General features: G+C 62.3%; 16 protein-coding genes. 9 read left to right on the top strand and 7 right to left on the bottom strand.

Features of this window, described 5'->3' with window-relative positions; genetic code table 11:
• Positions 1-19: 19 nt before the first annotated feature.
• Positions 20-1,237, bottom strand: a complete 1,218-nt coding sequence (locus AC0WRY_RS33670; protein ID WP_491122480.1) for an acyl-CoA dehydrogenase family protein — start codon at positions 1,235-1,237, stop codon at positions 20-22.
• Positions 1,238-1,595: 358 nt separating this feature from the next.
• Here AC0WRY_RS33670 and AC0WRY_RS33665 point away from each other — a divergent pair, with 358 nt between their 5' ends.
• From AC0WRY_RS33665 to mtnA, 3 genes are all read left to right on the top strand, one after another.
• Positions 1,596-1,868 (top strand): phosphopantetheine-binding protein, encoded by a 273-nt coding sequence (locus AC0WRY_RS33665; RefSeq protein ID WP_194405004.1) that lies wholly within the window; start codon positions 1,596-1,598, stop codon positions 1,866-1,868.
• Between the two features lie 159 nt (positions 1,869-2,027).
• Positions 2,028-2,903, top strand: a complete 876-nt coding sequence (locus AC0WRY_RS33660) for an S-methyl-5'-thioadenosine phosphorylase (RefSeq protein ID WP_194405003.1) — start codon at positions 2,028-2,030, stop codon at positions 2,901-2,903.
• A 30-nt stretch (positions 2,904-2,933) separates the two neighbouring features.
• Positions 2,934-4,040 carry an S-methyl-5-thioribose-1-phosphate isomerase gene (gene mtnA, locus AC0WRY_RS33655; RefSeq protein ID WP_491122479.1) on the top strand — a complete coding sequence of 369 codons (1,107 nt, stop codon included), beginning with the start codon at positions 2,934-2,936 and terminating at the stop codon, positions 4,038-4,040.
• A gap of 106 nt (positions 4,041-4,146) precedes the next feature.
• Here mtnA and AC0WRY_RS33650 read toward each other — a convergent pair whose 3' ends face one another.
• The 4 genes from AC0WRY_RS33650 to AC0WRY_RS33635 form a co-directional block, all read right to left on the bottom strand.
• Entirely contained in the window at positions 4,147-5,256 is a 1,110-nt protein-coding gene (locus AC0WRY_RS33650) for an IS630 family transposase (protein ID WP_194402635.1), read from the bottom strand.
• A 639-nt stretch (positions 5,257-5,895) separates the two neighbouring features.
• Entirely contained in the window at positions 5,896-7,005 is a 1,110-nt protein-coding gene (locus tag AC0WRY_RS33645) for an IS630 family transposase (RefSeq protein WP_194402635.1), read from the bottom strand.
• 77 nt (positions 7,006-7,082) lie between these two features.
• Complete coding sequence (locus tag AC0WRY_RS33640) at positions 7,083-8,192, bottom strand: IS630 family transposase (protein ID WP_194402635.1); 1,110 nt, start codon at positions 8,190-8,192, stop codon at positions 7,083-7,085.
• A gap of 63 nt (positions 8,193-8,255) precedes the next feature.
• Positions 8,256-8,891 (bottom strand): HAD-IA family hydrolase, encoded by a 636-nt coding sequence (locus tag AC0WRY_RS33635; protein ID WP_491122478.1) that lies wholly within the window; start codon positions 8,889-8,891, stop codon positions 8,256-8,258.
• Between the two features lie 99 nt (positions 8,892-8,990).
• Between AC0WRY_RS33635 and AC0WRY_RS33630 the strand changes: the two genes are divergently transcribed.
• Together AC0WRY_RS33630 and AC0WRY_RS33625 are read left to right on the top strand one after the other, a co-directional pair.
• The gene (locus AC0WRY_RS33630; protein ID WP_491122477.1) at positions 8,991-9,749 is read left to right on the top strand and encodes a S1 family peptidase; all 759 of its coding nucleotides are present in this window, start codon (positions 8,991-8,993) and stop codon (positions 9,747-9,749) included.
• A 125-nt stretch (positions 9,750-9,874) separates the two neighbouring features.
• Positions 9,875-11,377, top strand: coding sequence for a flavin-containing monooxygenase (locus AC0WRY_RS33625; protein ID WP_491122476.1), 1,503 nt, complete (start codon positions 9,875-9,877; stop codon positions 11,375-11,377).
• Positions 11,378-11,398: 21 nt separating this feature from the next.
• On the opposite strand, the gene AC0WRY_RS33620 is transcribed toward AC0WRY_RS33625, so the two are convergent.
• Both AC0WRY_RS33620 and AC0WRY_RS33615 read right to left on the bottom strand, forming a co-directional pair.
• Positions 11,399-12,325, bottom strand: coding sequence for a response regulator (locus tag AC0WRY_RS33620; RefSeq protein ID WP_194404998.1), 927 nt, complete (start codon positions 12,323-12,325; stop codon positions 11,399-11,401).
• Positions 12,309-15,680, bottom strand: a complete 3,372-nt coding sequence (locus tag AC0WRY_RS33615; protein ID WP_194404997.1) for a hybrid sensor histidine kinase/response regulator — start codon at positions 15,678-15,680, stop codon at positions 12,309-12,311. Before AC0WRY_RS33615 ends, AC0WRY_RS33620 begins: the two co-directional genes overlap by 17 nt.
• 170 nt (positions 15,681-15,850) lie before the next feature.
• Between AC0WRY_RS33615 and urtA the strand changes: the two genes are divergently transcribed.
• The 4 genes from urtA (at position 15,851) to urtD (ending at position 20,149) form a co-directional block, all read left to right on the top strand.
• Positions 15,851-17,110 carry an urea ABC transporter substrate-binding protein gene (urtA, locus tag AC0WRY_RS33610; RefSeq protein WP_194404996.1) on the top strand — a complete coding sequence of 420 codons (1,260 nt, stop codon included), beginning with the start codon at positions 15,851-15,853 and terminating at the stop codon, positions 17,108-17,110.
• Positions 17,111-17,242: 132 nt separating this feature from the next.
• Positions 17,243-18,169, top strand: a complete 927-nt coding sequence (gene urtB, locus AC0WRY_RS33605) for an urea ABC transporter permease subunit UrtB (RefSeq protein ID WP_194404995.1) — start codon at positions 17,243-17,245, stop codon at positions 18,167-18,169.
• A 17-nt stretch (positions 18,170-18,186) separates the two neighbouring features.
• A complete protein-coding gene (gene urtC, locus AC0WRY_RS33600; protein ID WP_194404994.1) occupies positions 18,187-19,329 on the top strand; it encodes an urea ABC transporter permease subunit UrtC in 1,143 nt (380 codons plus the stop codon).
• Positions 19,330-19,393: 64 nt separating this feature from the next.
• Positions 19,394-20,149 (top strand): urea ABC transporter ATP-binding protein UrtD, encoded by a 756-nt coding sequence (gene urtD / locus AC0WRY_RS33595; RefSeq protein WP_194404993.1) that lies wholly within the window; start codon positions 19,394-19,396, stop codon positions 20,147-20,149.
• Positions 20,150-20,183: the final 34 nt, after the last annotated feature.

Here is a 20,183-nt window from a genome sequence, read left to right as displayed (position 1 = left end):
TGGTTCAGTCGCCAGGTACTTAGTCACGAAGGCTTGTCGGCACCCCGCTCATCAGCGTCGATGTTGCGGCGTTGGCCAGAATGCGGTCGTTGTTGATCATGATCGGGGACGACAGCACGTCGCGGAGATGCCGGCCCATGGTGAACTCGCCGTCGTTGCGATAGCCGGAGAGGCCGGCCGTGCGCATCGCGTGCATCACGGTCTCGACCGCGAGCTCGGAGGCCTGCACCTTGAGAAGCGTGATCGAGGACTGGAAGTCGAGCGAGGCGAGGGCGCGCTCGTCGTGTTCGGCGTGGGCGAAAGCATCGATGTTGGCCGCGATCAGCGCGCGCAGCTTGGCCAGCGACATCTTCGCGGCGGTGAAATGCGCAGCGGCCGGCGGCATCTGGCCGCCTGAAGAGCGCGCCGCCTTGCGGATGAAGGCCTGCGCGCGGGTCACGGCTGCGGCGGCGATGCCGGCCCAGGCCGACGACCAGCACAGATGTGCGAACGGCGTCATGGTCTGGGCATGGATCTTGTCATAGGCTTCCGGGAAGACGCGGTCGGCGGGGCAATCGACCTTCAGCTCGAAGCCGGTCGAGCAGGTGCCGCGCATGCCGAGCGTTTCCCAGCCCAGCGTCCGCTTCAGCGAGTAATCGTCCTTGGCGAGCGCCAGCAGCACCTGGTCGGAGGCTGCGGCCTCGGTGGCGCGTCGAGCGATGGTGACGAGGCCGTCGGCCTCGGCGCCGTAGGAGATCACGGTGGCGTCGCGCACCAGCGAAACGGTATCGCCTGCGTGGTCGACGGCCGCGGCGCTGGCGCGGATGTTGCCGCCGTTCTGGCCTTCGGTGGTGGAGGAGGCGAGCAGCCACTGGTCGCGGGCGACCCGGCGCATCATGGTTTCCATCCAGGGGATGCCGTGGCCGTGCCTGACGACGCAGGCGACCTTGGTCTGGTGCATCGCGTAGATCATCGCGGTCGAGGCGCAGGCGCGTCCCAGCGTGTAGCAGATGTCGGTGACGTCGTAGATGGAGGCGCCGAAGCCGCCGAACTCGACCGGGATCATGACGCCGAGCAGCTTCTGCTCACGCGCGACCTCGAAGGCCTTGTGCGGGAAACGGGCGTCGCGGTCGACGCCGTCGGCGTCGGCCGCAGCAGCAGCAGCGGTCCGGGCGGCGCGCTCGATCAGGGAAGGCGTCTGCTCCAGGAAGCTTGTCTGCGCTTCGTCGACAGTGAGGACTGCTTCACGCACGTTCATACTCGTCCGCCTCCGGTTTGCCGTTCGAGATCGCCGGCATCATTCGCGATGCGCGTAAGCGATCCTCCGGCCATCTTTGCTTGTGAGATGAGGCTACGGATTTAATTCAAATTCGTCGATGAAATAGAGGGTAAACAAAGCCCAATTCCGAACGAACAGTTAAGTTCGGGTTGTTTGCATCTCCTGATTTTCCGGCATCGCGTTAGGATTCTGGAAGAAGGGCGAATTCCAGACAATCTGAGTCATCGTTTACTAAGAAACGCGAAGTATTGGTGCTGGCCATTGCGGGACCGGCGGGCCGCGCCCATCGTAGCGGCAAGCCGGTCCGGACCTTCGACAGACAGACGGGAATTTGCCGATGCAAGCCTTTGATACCGAATTGCGCAATCGCATCATCAAGCTGGTGAAGGGCATCCTCGAGCAGAATTCGCTCAGCGCCGACGTCACGCCGTCCGCCAAGCTGGTCGATGCCGGCCTGACCTCGATGGACATGGTCAATCTGATGCTCGGCGTCGAAGCCGAGTTCGACTTCACCATCCCACAGTCCGAGATCACGCCGGAGAACTTCCAGTCCGTCGAAACGCTGGAGCGGATGATCGCGGCCCAGCTGCGGTTGGCGACCGCGGCTTAAGCCAAAACTGCGGCTATCGCCCCTGCGTTCGCGGGGACGACACCGAGTGTGGAGCGCGCGCCACCCACACCACCGCCATCACCCCTCCCCCGTTCCAAAACCGCCCCAAAGCTGGCATAGCTTAACCATGTCGTATGTGACGAACATGGTGGAGCAGGCATGGCGCAGGCAGTATTGGGCATCATCGGCGGCTCGGGCATCTATGACCTGCCGGGCCTCGAAGGTGCGCGCGAAGAGGTGATCAGCAGCCCGTGGGGCGAGCCGTCGGCTCCCCTCAGGCGTGGCACCATCGCCGGCTTGCCGATCGTGTTCCTGCCGCGGCACGACAAGGGGCACCGCCTGTCGCCCTCCGACATCAATTATCGCGCCAATATCGACGTGCTCAAGCGCGCCGGCGTCACGGACCTGATCTCGCTGTCTGCCTGCGGCTCCTTCAAGGAGGAGATGCCCCCCGGCACCTTCGTGCTCGTCGACCAGTTCGTCGACCGCACCCACAAGCGGGAGAGCTCGTTCTTCGGCAGGGGCTGCGTCGCGCATGTGTCGATGGCACACCCGGTCTCGCCGCGGTTGCGCATCCACCTCGCGGCAGCGGCTGAAGCCGAGAATATCGCGATCGCGCGGGGCGGAACCTATGTCTGCATGGAGGGGCCGCAATTCTCCACCTACGCCGAGAGCATGACCTACAAGACGCTCGGTTATTCCGTGATCGGCATGACCAACATGCCCGAGGCGAAGCTCGCACGCGAGGCGGAGATCTGTTACGCCACGGTGGCGATGGTGACGGATTTCGATTGCTGGCATCCCGACCACGATGCGGTCACCGTGCAGGACATCATTCGCGTATTGACGTCGAACGCCGACAAGGCGAAGGCGCTGGTGGCGCGGCTGGCCAAGGATTTTCCGCGCGAGCACGAACCGTGCCCGATCGGCTCGGACCGCGCACTCGACACCGCGCTGATCACGGCGCCCGAGGCGCGCGATCCGGAGCTCCTCAGGAAGCTCGACGCAGTCGCGGGGCGCGTGCTGCGTGCGTGAGACGCAAGAGAGACGAAAAGGCAGAATGCCATGAAGGTCGACGGCAAGCATTTCCGCAGCATCTGGCGCGAGCGTGATGGGTGGTCGGTCGGCGCGATCGACCAGCGCCGGCTGCCGCATGAGTTCATCGTCGCGAAGCTGACCTCGTGCGAGGACGCTGCCGTCGCCATCCGCGACATGCTGGTGCGCGGCGCGCCGCTGATCGGCGCGACCGCGGCCTATGGCATGGCGCTCGCCATGCGCGAGGATTCCTCCGACACCGGGTTGAAGCGTGCTTACGAGACGCTCGTGGTGGCGCGGCCGACGGCGATCAATCTGAAATGGGCGCTGGACGAGATGCGCATCGCGCTCGCGCCGATCGATCCGGTGGAAAGGGCCGAGGCGGCTTACGCGCGTGCCGACGAGATCGTCGAGCAGGACGTCGAGATCAACCGCGGCATCGCCGGCAACGGTCTGAAGCTGATCGAGGCGATCGCAGCGAAGAAGCCGGGCGAGACGGTCAACGTGCTGACCCATTGCAACGCCGGCTGGCTCGCCACGGTCGATTGGGGCACGGCGACCGCGCCGATCTATCTTGCGCATGAGCGCGGCATCAAGGTCCATGTCTGGGTCGACGAGACGCGTCCGCGCAACCAGGGTGCCTCGCTCACCGCATGGGAGCTCGGCCATCACGGCGTGCCGCACACGGTGATCCCCGACAATACCGGCGGCCATCTGATGCAGCATGGCATGGTCGATCTCGCCATCGTCGGCACCGACCGCGTTGCTGCCAATGGCGACGTCTGCAACAAGATCGGTACCTATCTGAAGGCGCTCGCCGCGCATGACAACGGCGTGCCGTTCTACGTCGCGCTGCCGTCGCCGACGATCGACTTCGCCGTCCATGACGGCATCCGCGACATCCCGATCGAACAGCGCAGCGGCGTGGAGGTCACCGACATGACCGGCCGCACCGCCGACGGCCGGCTGGAGACGGTGCGCATCGTGCCCGAGGGCTCGCCGGTCGCGAATTACGCCTTCGACGTGACGCCTGCGCGGCTCGTCACCGGTCTCATCACCGAGCGCGGTGTGCTGAAGCCGGATCGCGCCGCGCTGGCGGCGGCATTTCCCGAGCGCGTCGCCGCCGCGGCAGAGTAGGTCTCGTAGGGTGGGCAAAGGCGCGAAGCGCCGTGCCCATCCATGCTTGCGGTGGCACGCTTTCGCTTTGCTCACCCTGCGGCATTTGTGGACTAGTCACGTGAATCTAAAGTTCGCCACATAAAGTCTGCTGGGCTTTGTGGCAGAAGCGTTTGACGGAAGCCAAAATCTGGTCTGCGGACTTGGTCCATTTGAAGGGCTTGGGATTTTTGTTGTGCAGGTCGATGAAGGTACGGATATCGGCCTCGAGCTGCCTGACGGAGGTGTGAACACCTCGCTGGATCTGCTTTCTGGTGAGCTCAGCGAACCAGCGTTCGACCTGATTGATCCATGACGCGGAAGTCGGCGTGAAGTGGACATGATAATGCGGCCGACGGGCGAGCCACGCTTTGATCCTGGGTGTCTTGTGGGTGGCGTAGTTGTCCATGACGATATGGACATCGAGGCCTTCAGGGACTTGAGCATCGATCTCTTTTAGAAACTTCAAGAACTCGACTGCCCGGTGGCGCTTGTAGCATTTGCCGATGACGAACCCCGAGGCGACATCGAGCGCGGCAAACAGCGTGGTCGTACCATGCCGCACATAGCTGTGCGTACGACGCTCCGGTATGCCGGGCATCATCGGCAAGACCGGCTGCTCGCGATCGAGTGCCTGAATCTGGCTTTTCTCATCGATGCTCAGAACAAGGGCTCGGTTCGGTGGGGACAGGTAAAGGCCGACGATGTCGCGTACCTTGTCGACGAACAGCGGATCGCTCGATAGCTTGAATGTCTGGCTACGGTGCGGCTGCAAGCCGAACGCCGCCCACATTCGGCGGATCGTGGTGTGGGAAAAGCCGGTTTCCGCAGCCATCGAGCGGATCGACCAGTGCGTCGCATCGGCTGGCGTCGTCCGCAACGTCCGCTCGATCACCGCGGCAACCTGATCATCGTTGATGGTTCGAGGGCGGCCAGGGCGTGCCTCGTCAAGCAGGCCATCACAGCGGTCCTTCAAAAATCGGCGACGCCACTTGCCAACGGTGTGTTCGTGGAGGCCGAGTTCGGCAGCCACAGACTTGCTAGGCAATCCATCCGCGCATCGCAGGATCGCGCGGCATCGCTCAGATAGCGACCGGGCAACACGATGACGACGAACTTGCCTCTCCAGGTACGTCCGCTCCTGCTGACTCAGCACCAACGGCGCAATCGGCCGGCCTCGCACACCCGCATTCGCCACGAGCACTCTCCTCTGTAGAGCTTCGAGCTATCAACTAATGTGACGAACTTGCGTTCCAGATGACTAGGACGTGTACTCATATACGTCAGCTTTCGAGAGTTAAGCGGAAGTCGCCTCGCTCGGTCGGGATCGACGCCCTATGACCCGTAGCTGACTTGGCCGCTTCATTCAAAATCGAGCGTTCGCCAACATCAAAGGTAGGCATATTTAGCCTACGCTTATTCGGATATCGTATCATAATTGACAAGAAGTGTTCGTTACCAGGGCCAGCGATGAAAGAGCCAGAGTGGTACGAGGTATTAGAGCCGCGCGAGGCAGTCTTAGCAGGCGTAATTGGCTTCGCCGTTGTATGCCCGCTTGTCTACTATGCGTCTCACGTCGGGTATGTACTCTGGGGCTATAGCTCTCGGGAATGGAAAAACCTCGGAACGGCTCTGGTCGTGCTAAGTTTCGCTGTCCCGTACGTCCTGATGAAATGGGTGGTGAGGTGGCGATAGAGCGGGATCGCCGGCAGGTGATTTCCGCTGTTGGGCCCAACGCGGACCTCCTGCAACATTCCGATTTCGGACTGCTATCAGAGGCATAGCAGACGTCAGACGGCGTCCCCGACTAATGAATATACGCCCTAGTCACGTGAATCTAAAGTTCGCCACATAAAGTCTGCTGGGCTTTGTGGCAGAAGCGTTTGACGGAAGCCAAAATCTGGTCTGCGGACTTGGTCCATTTGAAGGGCTTGGGATTTTTGTTGTGCAGGTCGATGAAGGTACGGATATCGGCCTCGAGCTGCCTGACGGAGGTGTGAACACCTCGCTGGATCTGCTTTCTGGTGAGCTCAGCGAACCAGCGTTCGACCTGATTGATCCATGACGCGGAAGTCGGCGTGAAGTGGACATGATAATGCGGCCGACGGGCGAGCCACGCTTTGATCCTGGGTGTCTTGTGGGTGGCGTAGTTGTCCATGACGATATGGACATCGAGGCCTTCAGGGACTTGAGCATCGATCTCTTTTAGAAACTTCAAGAACTCGACTGCCCGGTGGCGCTTGTAGCATTTGCCGATGACGAACCCCGAGGCGACATCGAGCGCGGCAAACAGCGTGGTCGTACCATGCCGCACATAGCTGTGCGTACGACGCTCCGGTATGCCGGGCATCATCGGCAAGACCGGCTGCTCGCGATCGAGTGCCTGAATCTGGCTTTTCTCATCGATGCTCAGAACAAGGGCTCGGTTCGGTGGGGACAGGTAAAGGCCGACGATGTCGCGTACCTTGTCGACGAACAGCGGATCGCTCGATAGCTTGAATGTCTGGCTACGGTGCGGCTGCAAGCCGAACGCCGCCCACATTCGGCGGATCGTGGTGTGGGAAAAGCCGGTTTCCGCAGCCATCGAGCGGATCGACCAGTGCGTCGCATCGGCTGGCGTCGTCCGCAACGTCCGCTCGATCACCGCGGCAACCTGATCATCGTTGATGGTTCGAGGGCGGCCAGGGCGTGCCTCGTCAAGCAGGCCATCACAGCGGTCCTTCAAAAATCGGCGACGCCACTTGCCAACGGTGTGTTCGTGGAGGCCGAGTTCGGCAGCCACAGACTTGCTAGGCAATCCATCCGCGCATCGCAGGATCGCGCGGCATCGCTCAGATAGCGACCGGGCAACACGATGACGACGAACTTGCCTCTCCAGGTACGTCCGCTCCTGCTGACTCAGCACCAACGGCGCAATCGGCCGGCCTCGCACACCCGCATTCGCCACGAGCACTCTCCTCTGTAGAGCTTCGAGCTATCAACTAATGTGACGAACTTGCGTTCCAGATGACTAGTCACGTGAATCTAAAGTTCGCCACATAAAGTCTGCTGGGCTTTGTGGCAGAAGCGTTTGACGGAAGCCAAAATCTGGTCTGCGGACTTGGTCCATTTGAAGGGCTTGGGATTTTTGTTGTGCAGGTCGATGAAGGTACGGATATCGGCCTCGAGCTGCCTGACGGAGGTGTGAACACCTCGCTGGATCTGCTTTCTGGTGAGCTCAGCGAACCAGCGTTCGACCTGATTGATCCATGACGCGGAAGTCGGCGTGAAGTGGACATGATAATGCGGCCGACGGGCGAGCCACGCTTTGATCCTGGGTGTCTTGTGGGTGGCGTAGTTGTCCATGACGATATGGACATCGAGGCCTTCAGGGACTTGAGCATCGATCTCTTTTAGAAACTTCAAGAACTCGACTGCCCGGTGGCGCTTGTAGCATTTGCCGATGACGAACCCCGAGGCGACATCGAGCGCGGCAAACAGCGTGGTCGTACCATGCCGCACATAGCTGTGCGTACGACGCTCCGGTATGCCGGGCATCATCGGCAAGACCGGCTGCTCGCGATCGAGTGCCTGAATCTGGCTTTTCTCATCGATGCTCAGAACAAGGGCTCGGTTCGGTGGGGACAGGTAAAGGCCGACGATGTCGCGTACCTTGTCGACGAACAGCGGATCGCTCGATAGCTTGAATGTCTGGCTACGGTGCGGCTGCAAGCCGAACGCCGCCCACATTCGGCGGATCGTGGTGTGGGAAAAGCCGGTTTCCGCAGCCATCGAGCGGATCGACCAGTGCGTCGCATCGGCTGGCGTCGTCCGCAACGTCCGCTCGATCACCGCGGCAACCTGATCATCGTTGATGGTTCGAGGGCGGCCAGGGCGTGCCTCGTCAAGCAGGCCATCACAGCGGTCCTTCAAAAATCGGCGACGCCACTTGCCAACGGTGTGTTCGTGGAGGCCGAGTTCGGCAGCCACAGACTTGCTAGGCAATCCATCCGCGCATCGCAGGATCGCGCGGCATCGCTCAGATAGCGACCGGGCAACACGATGACGACGAACTTGCCTCTCCAGGTACGTCCGCTCCTGCTGACTCAGCACCAACGGCGCAATCGGCCGGCCTCGCACACCCGCATTCGCCACGAGCACTCTCCTCTGTAGAGCTTCGAGCTATCAACTAATGTGACGAACTTGCGTTCCAGATGACTAGCTCAGCTTCAGCGCCGTCGCGGCTTCAAGTTCGGCGATCGCCTGCGCGCCGCTCGTCACCTTGATCGTGGTCATGCCCATCTCGCGCGCCGGCTTGAGATTGACGCCGAGATCGTCGAGGTAGACGCACCTCTTGGGATCGACCTTCAGGGTCTCAACCATCATCCTGTAGATGCGCGGATCGGGCTTGCGCAGGCCGATCTTGGCGGATTCGATCACGTGATCGAACAGCACCATGACCTCGGCGATGTAGAGCGAGCGCCCCGTCATGCTGCCAATCGCATTGGCGGGCAGGTTGTTGGTGATGCAGCCGGTCTTGAATTGCGCCTTGATGCGCTTCAAGGCTTCGACCATCTCGGGGCGGAGGTCGCCTTGCAGCAAGGGCAGCACGTCGCGGCCGCGCACCTCGGCGCCGAGGGCCAGCGATTCCTCGGCAAACAGACGATCGAACGTCTCGATGTCGACCTCGGCGCGCTCGAACCTGGCCCAGGCGTTTTCCAGATGGTTGGCGGCATTGGTGCGTCGGATGATGTCGGCAGGCAGGCCGCGTTCGGTCTCGAACCGCGTGAACGCCTCGAACGGCGAGCTCGTCAGCACCCCGCCAAAATCAAAGATCACCGCCTCGATCGTCACGATCCTGCCCTCGTCAATTGCTTTCCAAGAGGGCTAGCATGCGCTATCGGCAAGGGCCAGTCCGAAGCAATCCACCGCCGCAGACCGAAGCGTGTTCCCATGAAGAAGCTTGCCACGTTCGTCACGACAGCGCTGCTGCTCGCTACGCCTGCTCACGCGATCGTCGGCGGCGGCACGCCGCAGGCCGAGGGCGTGGCGCGCGCGGTCGTCACCATCGTCGGCTCGCGCGGCAATTTCTGCACCGGCAGCCTGATTGCGCCACGTGTGGTCCTGACGGTCGCGCACTGTGTCCAGCCCGGCGCTGACTACAAGATCGTCGATCGCGGCACCGACGGTGCGCCGCAATTGCTGAACGTGCGCACGGTCGCGATCCATCCGAACTTCAACATGCAGGCGATGCAATCACATCGTGCCACTGCCGACGTGGCATTGCTGCAACTGGAAATTCCACTCAAGGGAAAATCCGCGGTGACGGTCGGCGTGCCGCAGATTCCAATTCGGGTGGGCGGCCGCTTCACGATCGCCGGCATTGGCGTCACGGTGCGCGGGGAAGGCAAGAGTGGCGGCACGATTCGTGTCGCCGGACTCGTTGCCACGGGCCAGCCCGGCACGCTCCAGATCCGGCTGGTCGATCCCGTAACCAACGGTGTTCGTGAAGGAATCGGCGCCTGCACAGGCGATTCCGGCGGGCCTGTGTTCGAGGATAAGCCGAATGGTGCCGTTCTCGTCGGTCTCGTCAGCTGGTCTACGGGGCCGAACGGCGCTGCCGGTTGCGGCGGCTTGACCGGTGTCACACCGCTCACGCTCTACCGCGACTGGATCTTGCAGACCGCGCGGAGCTGGGGTGCGGCACTGTGATTTGACCGCGACTTGATCTATGTCATTTTGAAGCGGAAGCGCGGCGGGTGATCATGCCCGCTGCGGAGGAAACGCGTCGCCCAGTCAAGGGCGGCCACCAAAACAAGCAAGGCATAGAAGCAACAATGAATGTCGCCGTTCGCAGTCACGCCACGACCAAGCAGGCCTCTGAACATTTCGACGTGCTGATCGTCGGCGCCGGCATCTCCGGCATCGGCAGCGCCTATCACATCGACAAGCAGCTTCCGGGCACCAGCTACGTGATCCTGGAAACCCAGGCGACGTTCGGCGGAACCTGGACCACGCACCGTTATCCCGGAATTCGTTCGGACAGCGATCTTCATACGTTTGGCTACAGCTTCAAGCCCTGGGTTGGTCCGCCGATCGCGACCGCCGAGGAAATCCTCACCTACATGAACGAGGTGATCGAGGACAACGACATCGCGAAGCACATTCGCTACAAGCACAAGATCAATTCCGCGAGCTGGTCGAGCGAGCAGAACCTCTGGACCATCGAGGCGGTGACGACCGACACTGGCGAAGCAAAGACGTTCACCGCGAATTTCCTCTGGATGTGCCAGGGCTATTACCGCCATTCGGAAGGCTACACGCCGGAATGGAAGGGCATGGACCGCTTCAAGGGGCGCATCGTCCATCCCCAGACCTGGCCCGATGATATCGATCTCGAAAACAAGAAGGTCGTCGTGATCGGCTCGGGCGCCACCGCGGCGACGCTGGTGCCGAACATTGCGGACAAATGCGCGCATGTCACCATGTTGCAGCGTTCGCCGACTTATTTCCGCTTGGGGCGCAACGCCATCGAGATTGCCGAGGAATTGCGCCGGCTCCAGGTCGACGAGGCCTGGATCCACGAGATCGTCCGCCGCAAGATCCTGTTCGAGCAGGATGCCTTCACGAAGCTCTGCGTGTCCAAGCCCGAGCAGGTGAAGAAGGAGCTGATCGGCCAGATCAGCGCCGTGCTCGGTCCCGATTACGACGTCGAGACGCACTTCACGCCGACCTACCGGCCGTGGCGGCAGCGCATCGCATTCGTGCCGGATGCCGATTTGTTCAAGGGCATCGCCAGCGGCAAGGCCTCGGTTGTCACCGACGAGATCGAGTGCTTCGTCGAGAACGGCATCCAGCTCAAATCGGGCAAGCTGCTGGAAGCCGACGTCATCGTCACGGCAACGGGCTTCAATCTCGCGGCGCTCGGCGACATCGCCTTCGAGATCGACGGCAAGCCGCTCGCCTTCGGCGACACCGTCACCTATCGCGGCATGATGTTCACGGGCGTACCGAACATGGTCTGGGTGTTCGGCTATTTCCGCGCGAGCTGGACGCTGCGCGTCGACCTCGTTGCCGATTTCGTCTGCCGGCTGCTTGGTCATATGAAGGCCAACGGCAAGAAGAAGGTCGAGGTGAAACTTCGCCCCGAAGACCACAACATGCCGATCCTGCCCTGGATCGATCCCGAGAACTTCAATCCTGGCTACATGATGCGCAACATGAACCTGTTGCCCAAGCGTGGCGACAAGCCGGAATGGCAGCACAGCCAGGATTACTGGACCGAGAAGGACGAGATTCCGAAGACGGATCTGGACGACAAGGCGTTCGTGTATGGGTGAGGACAATCGTCCTCACCCCGCTCACGAATTCCTTCGCGTCGCATTCGCCGCGATCGCGGCGGCTGCCGTTCGGTTCTCCACGCCGAGCTTGGCGTAGATCTGCTCCAGGTGCTTGTCGACCGTGCGCGGGCTGAGGCCCAGGATCTGCGCGATGTCGCGGTTGGTCTTGCCCTTGCTGAGCCAGGCCAGCACCTCGCCCTCCCGGGTGGTGAGGCCGAGCTCGCTGGTGAATTCGGGCGGCAGCGCGGTGCCGGAGTCCCTGGAGAGCCGCAGCAGAAACTCGTTCGGCGCCGTCTCGCCCATATAATAGAGCCGGAGTTGCGGATTGTCTGGTAACGAGGTCGCCTGGGATTTCGAACTACCCTTGGTCTTGGCCTGCTCCAGCCATTGCAGCAGCGTCGGCGACAGGACGAAGTCGTCGGCCCGTGCGCCCTGATGATCGGACATCAGCTTCTGCGCCTGCGGCGTCGCCCATAGCAAATTGCCCTGGCGGTTCACTGCGAACAGGAAGCGGCCGGAGACGTCGAGCGCGGCGCGCGCGCTCTGCGTCAGCCGGGCATTGCCGAGATGGACGCGAATACGCGCCAGCATCTCCTCGATCACGATCGGCTTGGTCACGTAGTCGACGCCGCCGGCCTCGAGCCCGCGCACGATGTGCTCGGTTTCGGCAAGGCCCGTCATGAAGATGACCGGGACATTGGCAAGGTCCGCATCGCGCTTCAGCCGGCGGCAGGTCTCGAAGCCATCGATGCCGGGCATCACGGCATCGAGCAGCACGATATCCGGCGTGATCTGGTCGACGATGCGCATCGCGGCCGCGCCATCGAGCGCCACCATCACCGTCATGCCGGCGCCGTCAAGCGCGTCGGTCAGTAGCCGCAGCGTCTCCGGAGAGTCATCGACAACCAGCGCGACGTCGCGCTTCTTTGGTTCAATGCTCATGCGCATGCAATGTCTTCAATGTGGCCATGTACTGCTCGAGATCGAAGCGGTCCACCAGGGACCGCATCTGCGCGACGAAGTCGGCATGCTCCGGATGCTCGTTGCCGATCTCGTCCAGCTTCAACTGGATACCCCTGACGTAGCCGATCTGGCCGAGCCCGATCAGCGCCTCGATATGCCGCGCCGGCGGCCTCGACCCGCTTTCGGGGCGCCAGAACGACACCGCGACCTCGTCCGAGCCGTATTGCCATTCGATCTTGAGCAGCTGGCGGATTGCCTCCAGGAGCCGGGGGATGTCGATCGGCTTCATCAGGTAGCCGTCGTGGAAGGGCTGCGCCAGCGGCGTGCCGTGAGCTTCCAGCGCGCTCGCCGACACCATCAGGATGCGCGCCTGGCGGTGGCCGCTCGTGCGCAACGCCTCCGCCACGGCCCAGCCGTCCATGGCCGGCATCGAGATGTCGAGCAGGAACAAATCGGGCCGGCAATGCTGCGCCAGCGCGAGGCAGCCGGGACCGTCGGGAGCACTGAGCAGGATGAAACCGAGCGGCGTCAGCACCTCGCGCAGGAGGTCGCGGTGAACCGGATCGTCATCGGTGATGAGGATGGTCTTGCGCGCGCCGTGATACCCGGAGACCGGGGCCTCAATCGGCGCGATACGCTGCGGATTTGTGACCTCGGACAGCAGGATCTTGACCTTGAACGTCGAGCCGGCGCCGACCGTGCTCGTCACCTTGATATCGCCGCCCATGACCCCGGCCAGCAGGCGGCTGATGGTCAGGCCGAGTCCCGTGCCGGTCTGCGGCTGCGAGACGCCGAGCGCGCCGCGCTCAAAGGGCGCGAAAATGCGCTCGAGATCGCCGCCCTGGATGCCTGGGCCAGTGTCGATCACTTCGAACTCGGCAACGGGGCTGCGATAATGCACGACGAACTGCACGCTGCCGGTCTGGGTGAACTTGATCGCGTTGGAGAGCAGGTTGATCAGCACCTGGCGCAGCCGCTTCTCGTCGGCATAGACCACCAGCGGCAGGTGTGGCGGCCGCCGGAACACGAAGTCGATGCCCTTGGCGGCGGCCTGCAGGCGGAACATGCCGACGAGCTGGTCGAGGAATTCGCTGAGCCGCACCTCGTCGCGCGACAGATACAGCCGCCCCGCCTCGATCTTGGAGATGTCCAGAATGCCGTCGATCAGGCCGGAAAGGTGGTCGGCGCTGCGGCGGACGACGCGGACCTGGTCGCGCGGCTTGGTGCTCAGCGTCGCGTCCTGCTCCAGCAGCTGCGCATAGCCGCTGATCGCATTCAGCGGCGAGCGTAGCTCGTGGCTCAGGCCCACCACATAGCGGCTCTTGGCGAGGTTGGCGGATTCGGCGACTTCCTTGGCGCGCTGGAGCTCGGCATCGGTGCGCTTGTGGGCGTCGATCTCCTGGATCAGCAGCGTGGTCTGCCGCCGTGTCTCGGCTTCGGCCGCGCGGCGGCTCTGCTGCGCCAGCACGAACAGCCAGGCCACCACGCCGATGATGATGCTGAGCGAGAAGAACACCTTCCACAGCACGTCGGAAACCAGCATGTTCTCGCCATGCACGCTCGCCGAGGTCTGCAGATAGATCAGGCCAAGCACCAGCGCGACGAGGCCGGCGGAGACCACGAAAACGCCGATATACTGGCCGAGCTGCGAGTTGATCCGCGCGTAGATCGGCTGCGGCATCAGCTTGCCCAGCGTCTCCGACACCTGCGCCTGGATCCGGGCGTGCGGCTTGCAGAGATCGTGGCAGCGGGCGTCGAGCGAACAGCACAAGGAGCAGATCGGCCCGGCGTAAGCCGGGCAGGAGGCCATATCCTCCGGCTCGAACGCGTGCTCGCAAATGCAGCACTGGATCGCCTCGATGTTCTGCCAGCTCCGTTTCGGCTTGCGTGCGATGTAGTACTTGCCGCCTGTGGCCCAGGCGATCAGCGGTGCGGTGATGAAGGCGGCCGCAAGCGCTATGAAGGCTGACAGCGCCTTCGCACTAGGCCCGAACAGGCCGTAAAAGGCGCTGATTGAGACGATTGTCGCGATCGTCATGGCGCCCACGCCGACCGGATTGACGTCGTAGAGATGCGCCCGCTTGAACTCGATCTGCTGCGGCCGCAAGCCAAGCGGCTTGTTGACGACGAGATCGGCGACCAGCGCACCGACCCAGGCGATCGCAACGTTCGAATACAGAGCCAGCGTCTGCTCCAGGGCCTTGTAGACGCCGATCTCCATCAACAGCAGCGCCACGATGACATTGAAAACCAGCCAGACGACGCGGCCGGGATGGCTGTGGGTCAGCCGCGAGAAGAAGTTCGACCAGGCGATCGAGCCGGCATAGGCATTGGTGACGTTGATCTTGACTTGCGACAGGATCACGAACGTGCCGGTCAGGGCCAGCGCAAGATCGGGCTGCGACAGCACATAGCGGAACGCTTCGAGATACATGTGGGCCGGCTCGGCGGCTTCCTCGGGCGGTACCCCGTGGCTGAGGGCGAAGAAGGCGAGGAACGAACCCGCCAGGAGTTTTAGCGCGCCGAGCACGATCCAGCCCGGCCCTGCGCTCATCAGCGCCACCCACCAGGAGGCCCTGGATGCGCGGCGGTCGCGCGGTAAAAATCGCAGGAAATCGACCTGCTCGCCGATCTGCGCCACCAGGGAAAACACCACCGAGGCCGCAACGCCGAACAGCAGCAGATCGAATTGGCCGTTGAGGTCGCCGTGCTCGCCCGCAAATTTGCGCCATTCCGTGAAGGAATGCGGGTTGTGCCAGGCGATCGCCGCGAACGGAATGATGTGGAGCACGATCCACAGCGGTTGCGTCCATAGTTGGAAGCGGCTGATCAGCGTGATGCCATAAGCCACCAGCGGGATGATGACGACGGCGCTGATGAGATAGCCGATTGGCCGCGGAATCCCGAAACACATCTCGAGCGCGGACGCCAGGATCACGGCTTCGATCGCAAAGAAGATGAAGGTGAAGGACGCGTAGATCAGCGAGGTGACGGTCGAGCCGATGTAGCCGAAGCCCGCGCCGCGCGTGAGCAGGTCGATGTCGATGCCGCACTTGGCGGCGTAATAGGCGATGGGCACGCCACAGCAGAAGATGATCGTCGAGACCACGAGGATGGCGGCGGTCGCATTGGTGACGCCATAGTTCAGGGTGATGGTACCGCCGATCGCTTCCATCGCCAGGAACGAGATCGCGCCCAGCGCGGTGTTGGCCACTCTGGCGGCGGACCAGCGGCGCGCGCTCTTGGCCGTGAAGCGCAGCGCGTAGTCTTCCAACGTCTGGTTGGCGACCCACTGATTGTACTGGCGCCTGACGCGGTCTATTCGCTGCCGCCCTGCCACGCTCTACCCCACTCCCGATACGGACCCGGAGCCCTCGCAATTTCCGTACCAAAAGCCTACGTCGGCATTTTGCGGTGCAATATACGCGATCTTGCGTATGCTTCCGCCGCCCAGATCCGAGCCATCCTCACGGCACCAATCGCGTGTTCTCGAACAAAAGTGGGGTGCTCATGTCGGACGAAGGAAAAAAGGGCCTGTTATCGCCGCTTCGGCGCAAATTATTGATGGGAATGGCCGCCGTGCCGGCCATGACGATGCTGCCGCGGGCGTCCTTTGCCCAGGCCCCGGCGACCTCGGCGGTCAACACCACGGGCCTTGCCGTCACCGACACCGAGGTGACGGTCGGAATCCTGCACTCGGCGACCGGCACCATGGCGATCTCCGAGACGGGCTCGATCGAAGCTGAAAAGCTCGCCATCGAGCAGATCAACGCCGCCGGCGGCGTTCTCGGGCGCAAGATCAAGTTCATCCAGGAAGACGGCGCAAGCGATTGGCCGACCTTTGCGGAAAAGGCCAAGAAGCTGCTCGTCAACGACAAGGTCGCGGCGATCATGGGTTGCTGGACCTCGGCCTCCCGCAAGGCGGTGCTCCCGGTCATGGAGCAGTATAACGGCATGCTCTACTACCCGACCTTCTACGAAGGCCTCGAGCAGTCCAAGAACGTCATCTACACCGGCCAGGAAGCGACCCAGCAGATCCTCGCCGGCCTGAACTGGATCGCCAAGGAGAAGGGCGCAAAATCGTTCTTCTTCATCGGCTCCGACTACATCTGGCCCCGCACCTCGAACAAGATCGCGCGCAAGCACGTCGAGAACGTGCTGAAGGGTAAGGTCGTCGGCGAGGAATATTATCCGCTCGGCAACACCCAGTTCAACTCGGTCATCAACAAGATCAAGCTGACCAAGCCGGACGTCATTTTCACCGACGTCGTCGGCGGCTCCAACGTCGCCTTCTACAAGCAGCTCAAGGCCGCCGGCATCGACCTTTCCAAGCAAGCGCTGCTGACGATCTCGGTGACCGAAGACGAAATCGACGGCATCGGCGGCGAGAATATCGCGGGCGCCTATGCCTGCATGAAGTACTTCCAGTCGCTCGACAATCCGAACAACAAGGCCTTCGTGCCGGCGTTCAAGAAGATGTGGGGCGAGAAGACCGTCATCGGAGACGTCACCCAGGCTGCCTATCTCGGCCCGTGGCTCTGGAAGTTGACGGTCGAGAAGGCCGGCTCCTTCGACGTCGACAAGATTGCGGCGGCCTCGCCGGGCGTCGAGTTCAAGGGGGCTCCGGAAGGCTACGTGCGCATCCACGAGAATCATCATTTGTGGTCGAAGACCCGCGTAGGCCGCGCCAAGCTCGATGGTCAGTTCGAGCTGATCTACGAGACCGCCGATCTCGTCGAGCCGGATCCGTTCCCGAAGGGCTATCAGTAAGCCGCGGCCTCCGCCGCAGTTTCCCAAAAGCCAAAACCGCTCCCTGGCGTGGATCGCAAGTCCACGCCGCAAGACCCCGCGTCGCGACTCTGCATCGCGACGCGGGACCCTTATCCCCGACGGAGGACATCGATGTTCGGCGACTACTCGCTTGGTGATCTCGGCTCGATCTTCGTCATGCAGGGTTTCGCAGGACTGATCCTGTTTTCGGTCTACGTCCTGATGGCGCTCGGGCTTGCGATCATCTTCGGGCAGATGGGCGTCATCAACATGGCCCATGGCGAGTTCATGATCCTGGGGGCCTACGTCACCTGGATGACGTCCAATCTCTTCCAGGCCTATTTGCCGAGCCTGTTCAGCGGCTACTTCTTCCTCGCGATGATCCTGGCCTTCGTCGCGTCAGGTGCGTTGGGCATGCTGGTGGAATGGGTGCTGATACGGCATCTGTACAAGCGTCCGCTCGATACGCTGCTGGCCACCTGGGGCCTCAGCCTGATGCTGCAGCAGGCCTATCGCTCCGTGTTCGGCGCACGAGAAGTCGGCGTCGAGCTGCCGCAATGGATGCTCGGTTCGCTGCACGTCAGCGACAGTATCGAAGTGCCGATCAACGGCGTCTTCGTGATGTGCCTCACCGTGCTGATCACGATCTCTGTCGCCTACGTTCTCTACCTGTCGCGCTGGGGCCGCCAGGTCCGTGCCGTGGTGCAGAACCGTATCATGGCGGGCGCCGTCGGCATCAATACCGAGAAGGTCGATCGCTATACTTTCGGCCTCGGTTGCGGCATCGCCGGCATCGCCGGCAGCGCCTTCACCATGATCGGTTCGACCGGGCCGACCTCGGGACAGCTCTACATCGTCGATACGTTCCTGGTCGTCGTGTTCGGCGGCGCCGCCAGCCTGCTCGGTACCATCGCCTCCGCGTTCTCGATCTCGCAGACGCAATCGACGCTCGAATTCTTCATGTCGGGTTCGATGGCCAAGGTACTCACGCTGCTCGCCGTCGTCGGCATCCTGATGCTGCGGCCGCAGGGTCTCTTCGCCCTCAAGGTTCGCAAATAACGAGAAGCAGGCAAGCCATGGTCATTAACTCACGCTTCTTCAATCGATCCGAACTCATGGGCTTCATTGCGCTCGCCGCCGTGCTGTTCGTGATCCTGCCGCTGACGCTCGATGTCTTCCGCCTCAATCTGGTCGCGAAGTACCTGACTTACGCCTTTGTCGCACTCGGCCTCGTGCTGTGCTGGGGCTATGGCGGCATCTTGAGCCTGGGGCAGGGCGTGTTCTTCGGTCTGGGCGGCTATTGCATGGCGATGTTCCTCAAGCTCGAGGCATCGAGTGTCGAGAACACCAAGATCCAGTCGACACCCGGCATCCCCGATTTCATGGACTGGAATCAGATCACGTCACTGCCGCTGTTCTGGCAGCCGTTCCACAGCCTGACCTTCACCATCCTCGCCATCATCCTGGTCCCCGGCCTGTTCGCGCTGATCATCGGGACAGCGATGTTCAAGCGTCGTGTTGGCGGCACCTATTTCGCGATCATCACCCAGGCGGTGGCCGCCATCCTCACCATCCTGATCGTCGGTCAACAGGGCTATACCGGCGGCATCAACGGCATGACCGACCTGCGCACGCTGAAGGGTTGGGACATCCGGCCCGACCACGCCAAGATCATCCTGTACTTCGTCGAGGTGGTGCTGCTGTTCGCCTGCATCGGCATCGCACAGTTCATCCGGCTGACCAAGCTCGGCCGCATCCTGGTGGCGATGCGCGAACAGGAGGACCGTGTCCGCTTCTCCGGCTACAGCGTCGCCAACTTCAAGATCTTTGCCTTCTGCATGGCCTCGGTCTTCGCCGCGATCGGCGGTGCCATGTTCGCACTCAATGTCGGTTTCATGTCGCCGTCCTTTGTCGGCATCGTGCCGTCGATCGAGATGGTGATCTACACCGCGGTCGGCGGGCGGATGTCGATCTTCGGCGCGATATGGGGGGCCATCCTGGTGAATTTCGCCAAGACCAGCCTGTCCGAATCCTTCCCGCAACTCTGGCTGTTCGGTCTCGGAGCGCTGTTCATCGCGGTCGTGCTCGCCTTCCCGAACGGTCTGTCCGGGCTCTGGGCCGACTACGTGCAGCCGCGCATCGATCGGCTGTTCGCCTCGCGGAAGGCGAAGCCGGGCTGGAACGACAATTCGGTCGCCGACGGCGCGCCGGCAGAGTGAGGAGGACATCGTGCTCATCGGTCATCACGATGTCGATGCCACGCCGGCAGTGAGGAGATAGATCATGCTCATCGGTCATCAGCCCAAGGAATTTCTGCTCGCGGTCTCCGGACTGACCGTTTCGTTCGACGGGTTCAAGGCGGTCAACGACCTCTCCTTCTACGTCGAAGAGAACGAGATCCGCGTCATCATCGGTCCCAACGGCGCCGGCAAGACCACCGTGCTCGACCTGATCTGCGGCAAGACCAAGGCGACCTCAGGCTCGATTCAGTTTCGTGGCAAGGAGCTCACGAAGATGAGGGAGAACGAGATCGTGCAGACCGGCGTCGGGCGCAAGTTTCAGACGCCGTCGGTGTTCGAGGATCTCACCGTGTTCGAGAACCTCGAGATCTCGTTTCCGCGCGGGCGCACCGTGTTCGGCTCGCTGACCTTCCAGCGCGACCAGCCGGTGAAGGACCGGGTCGAGGAGGTCGCCGAGATGATTTTCCTCAAGGACAAGCTCAACACCTATGCCGACGAGCTCAGCCATGGCCAGAAGCAGTGGCTCGAGATCGGCATGTTGCTGATCCAGGATCCGGACCTGCTGATGCTCGACGAGCCCGTCGCCGGCATGAGCGTGTCCGAGCGCGCCAAGACCGCCGAATTGCTCAACCGCATCATCAAGAACCGCTCGGTGCTGGTGATCGAGCACGACATGAAGTTCGTCGAGGACATCGCGCACAAGGTGACCGTGCTGCACCAGGGCCAGATCCTCTCCGAGGGGACCATGGAGAAGGTGAAGAACGATCCCAAGGTCGTTGAAGTCTACCTGGGGCACTGAGGCATGACGTCGAGCGAGCCTGTTGCGGCAACGC

Source organism: Bradyrhizobium sp. T-12 (assembly GCF_058314695.1).
This window is presented reverse-complemented; position numbering and strand designations above follow the sequence as displayed.

What these genes read in the sequence shown, in the direction of transcription:
- AC0WRY_RS33670 (WP_491122480.1), bottom strand. Translation starts at nt 1,237, where the DNA reads ATGAACGTGCGTGAAGCAGTCCTCACTGTCGACGAAGCGCAGACAAGC.
- AC0WRY_RS33665 (WP_194405004.1), top strand. Translation starts at nt 1,596, where the DNA reads ATGCAAGCCTTTGATACCGAATTGCGCAATCGCATCATCAAGCTGGTG.
- AC0WRY_RS33660 (WP_194405003.1), top strand. Translation starts at nt 2,028, where the DNA reads ATGGCGCAGGCAGTATTGGGCATCATCGGCGGCTCGGGCATCTATGAC.
- mtnA (WP_491122479.1), top strand. Translation starts at nt 2,934, where the DNA reads ATGAAGGTCGACGGCAAGCATTTCCGCAGCATCTGGCGCGAGCGTGAT.
- AC0WRY_RS33630 (WP_491122477.1), top strand. Translation starts at nt 8,991, where the DNA reads ATGAAGAAGCTTGCCACGTTCGTCACGACAGCGCTGCTGCTCGCTACG.
- AC0WRY_RS33625 (WP_491122476.1), top strand. Translation starts at nt 9,875, where the DNA reads ATGAATGTCGCCGTTCGCAGTCACGCCACGACCAAGCAGGCCTCTGAA.
- AC0WRY_RS33620 (WP_194404998.1), bottom strand. Translation starts at nt 12,325, where the DNA reads ATGCGCATGAGCATTGAACCAAAGAAGCGCGACGTCGCGCTGGTTGTC.
- urtA (WP_194404996.1), top strand. Translation starts at nt 15,851, where the DNA reads ATGTCGGACGAAGGAAAAAAGGGCCTGTTATCGCCGCTTCGGCGCAAA.
- urtB (WP_194404995.1), top strand. Translation starts at nt 17,243, where the DNA reads ATGTTCGGCGACTACTCGCTTGGTGATCTCGGCTCGATCTTCGTCATG.
- urtC (WP_194404994.1), top strand. Translation starts at nt 18,187, where the DNA reads ATGGTCATTAACTCACGCTTCTTCAATCGATCCGAACTCATGGGCTTC.
- urtD (WP_194404993.1), top strand. Translation starts at nt 19,394, where the DNA reads ATGCTCATCGGTCATCAGCCCAAGGAATTTCTGCTCGCGGTCTCCGGA.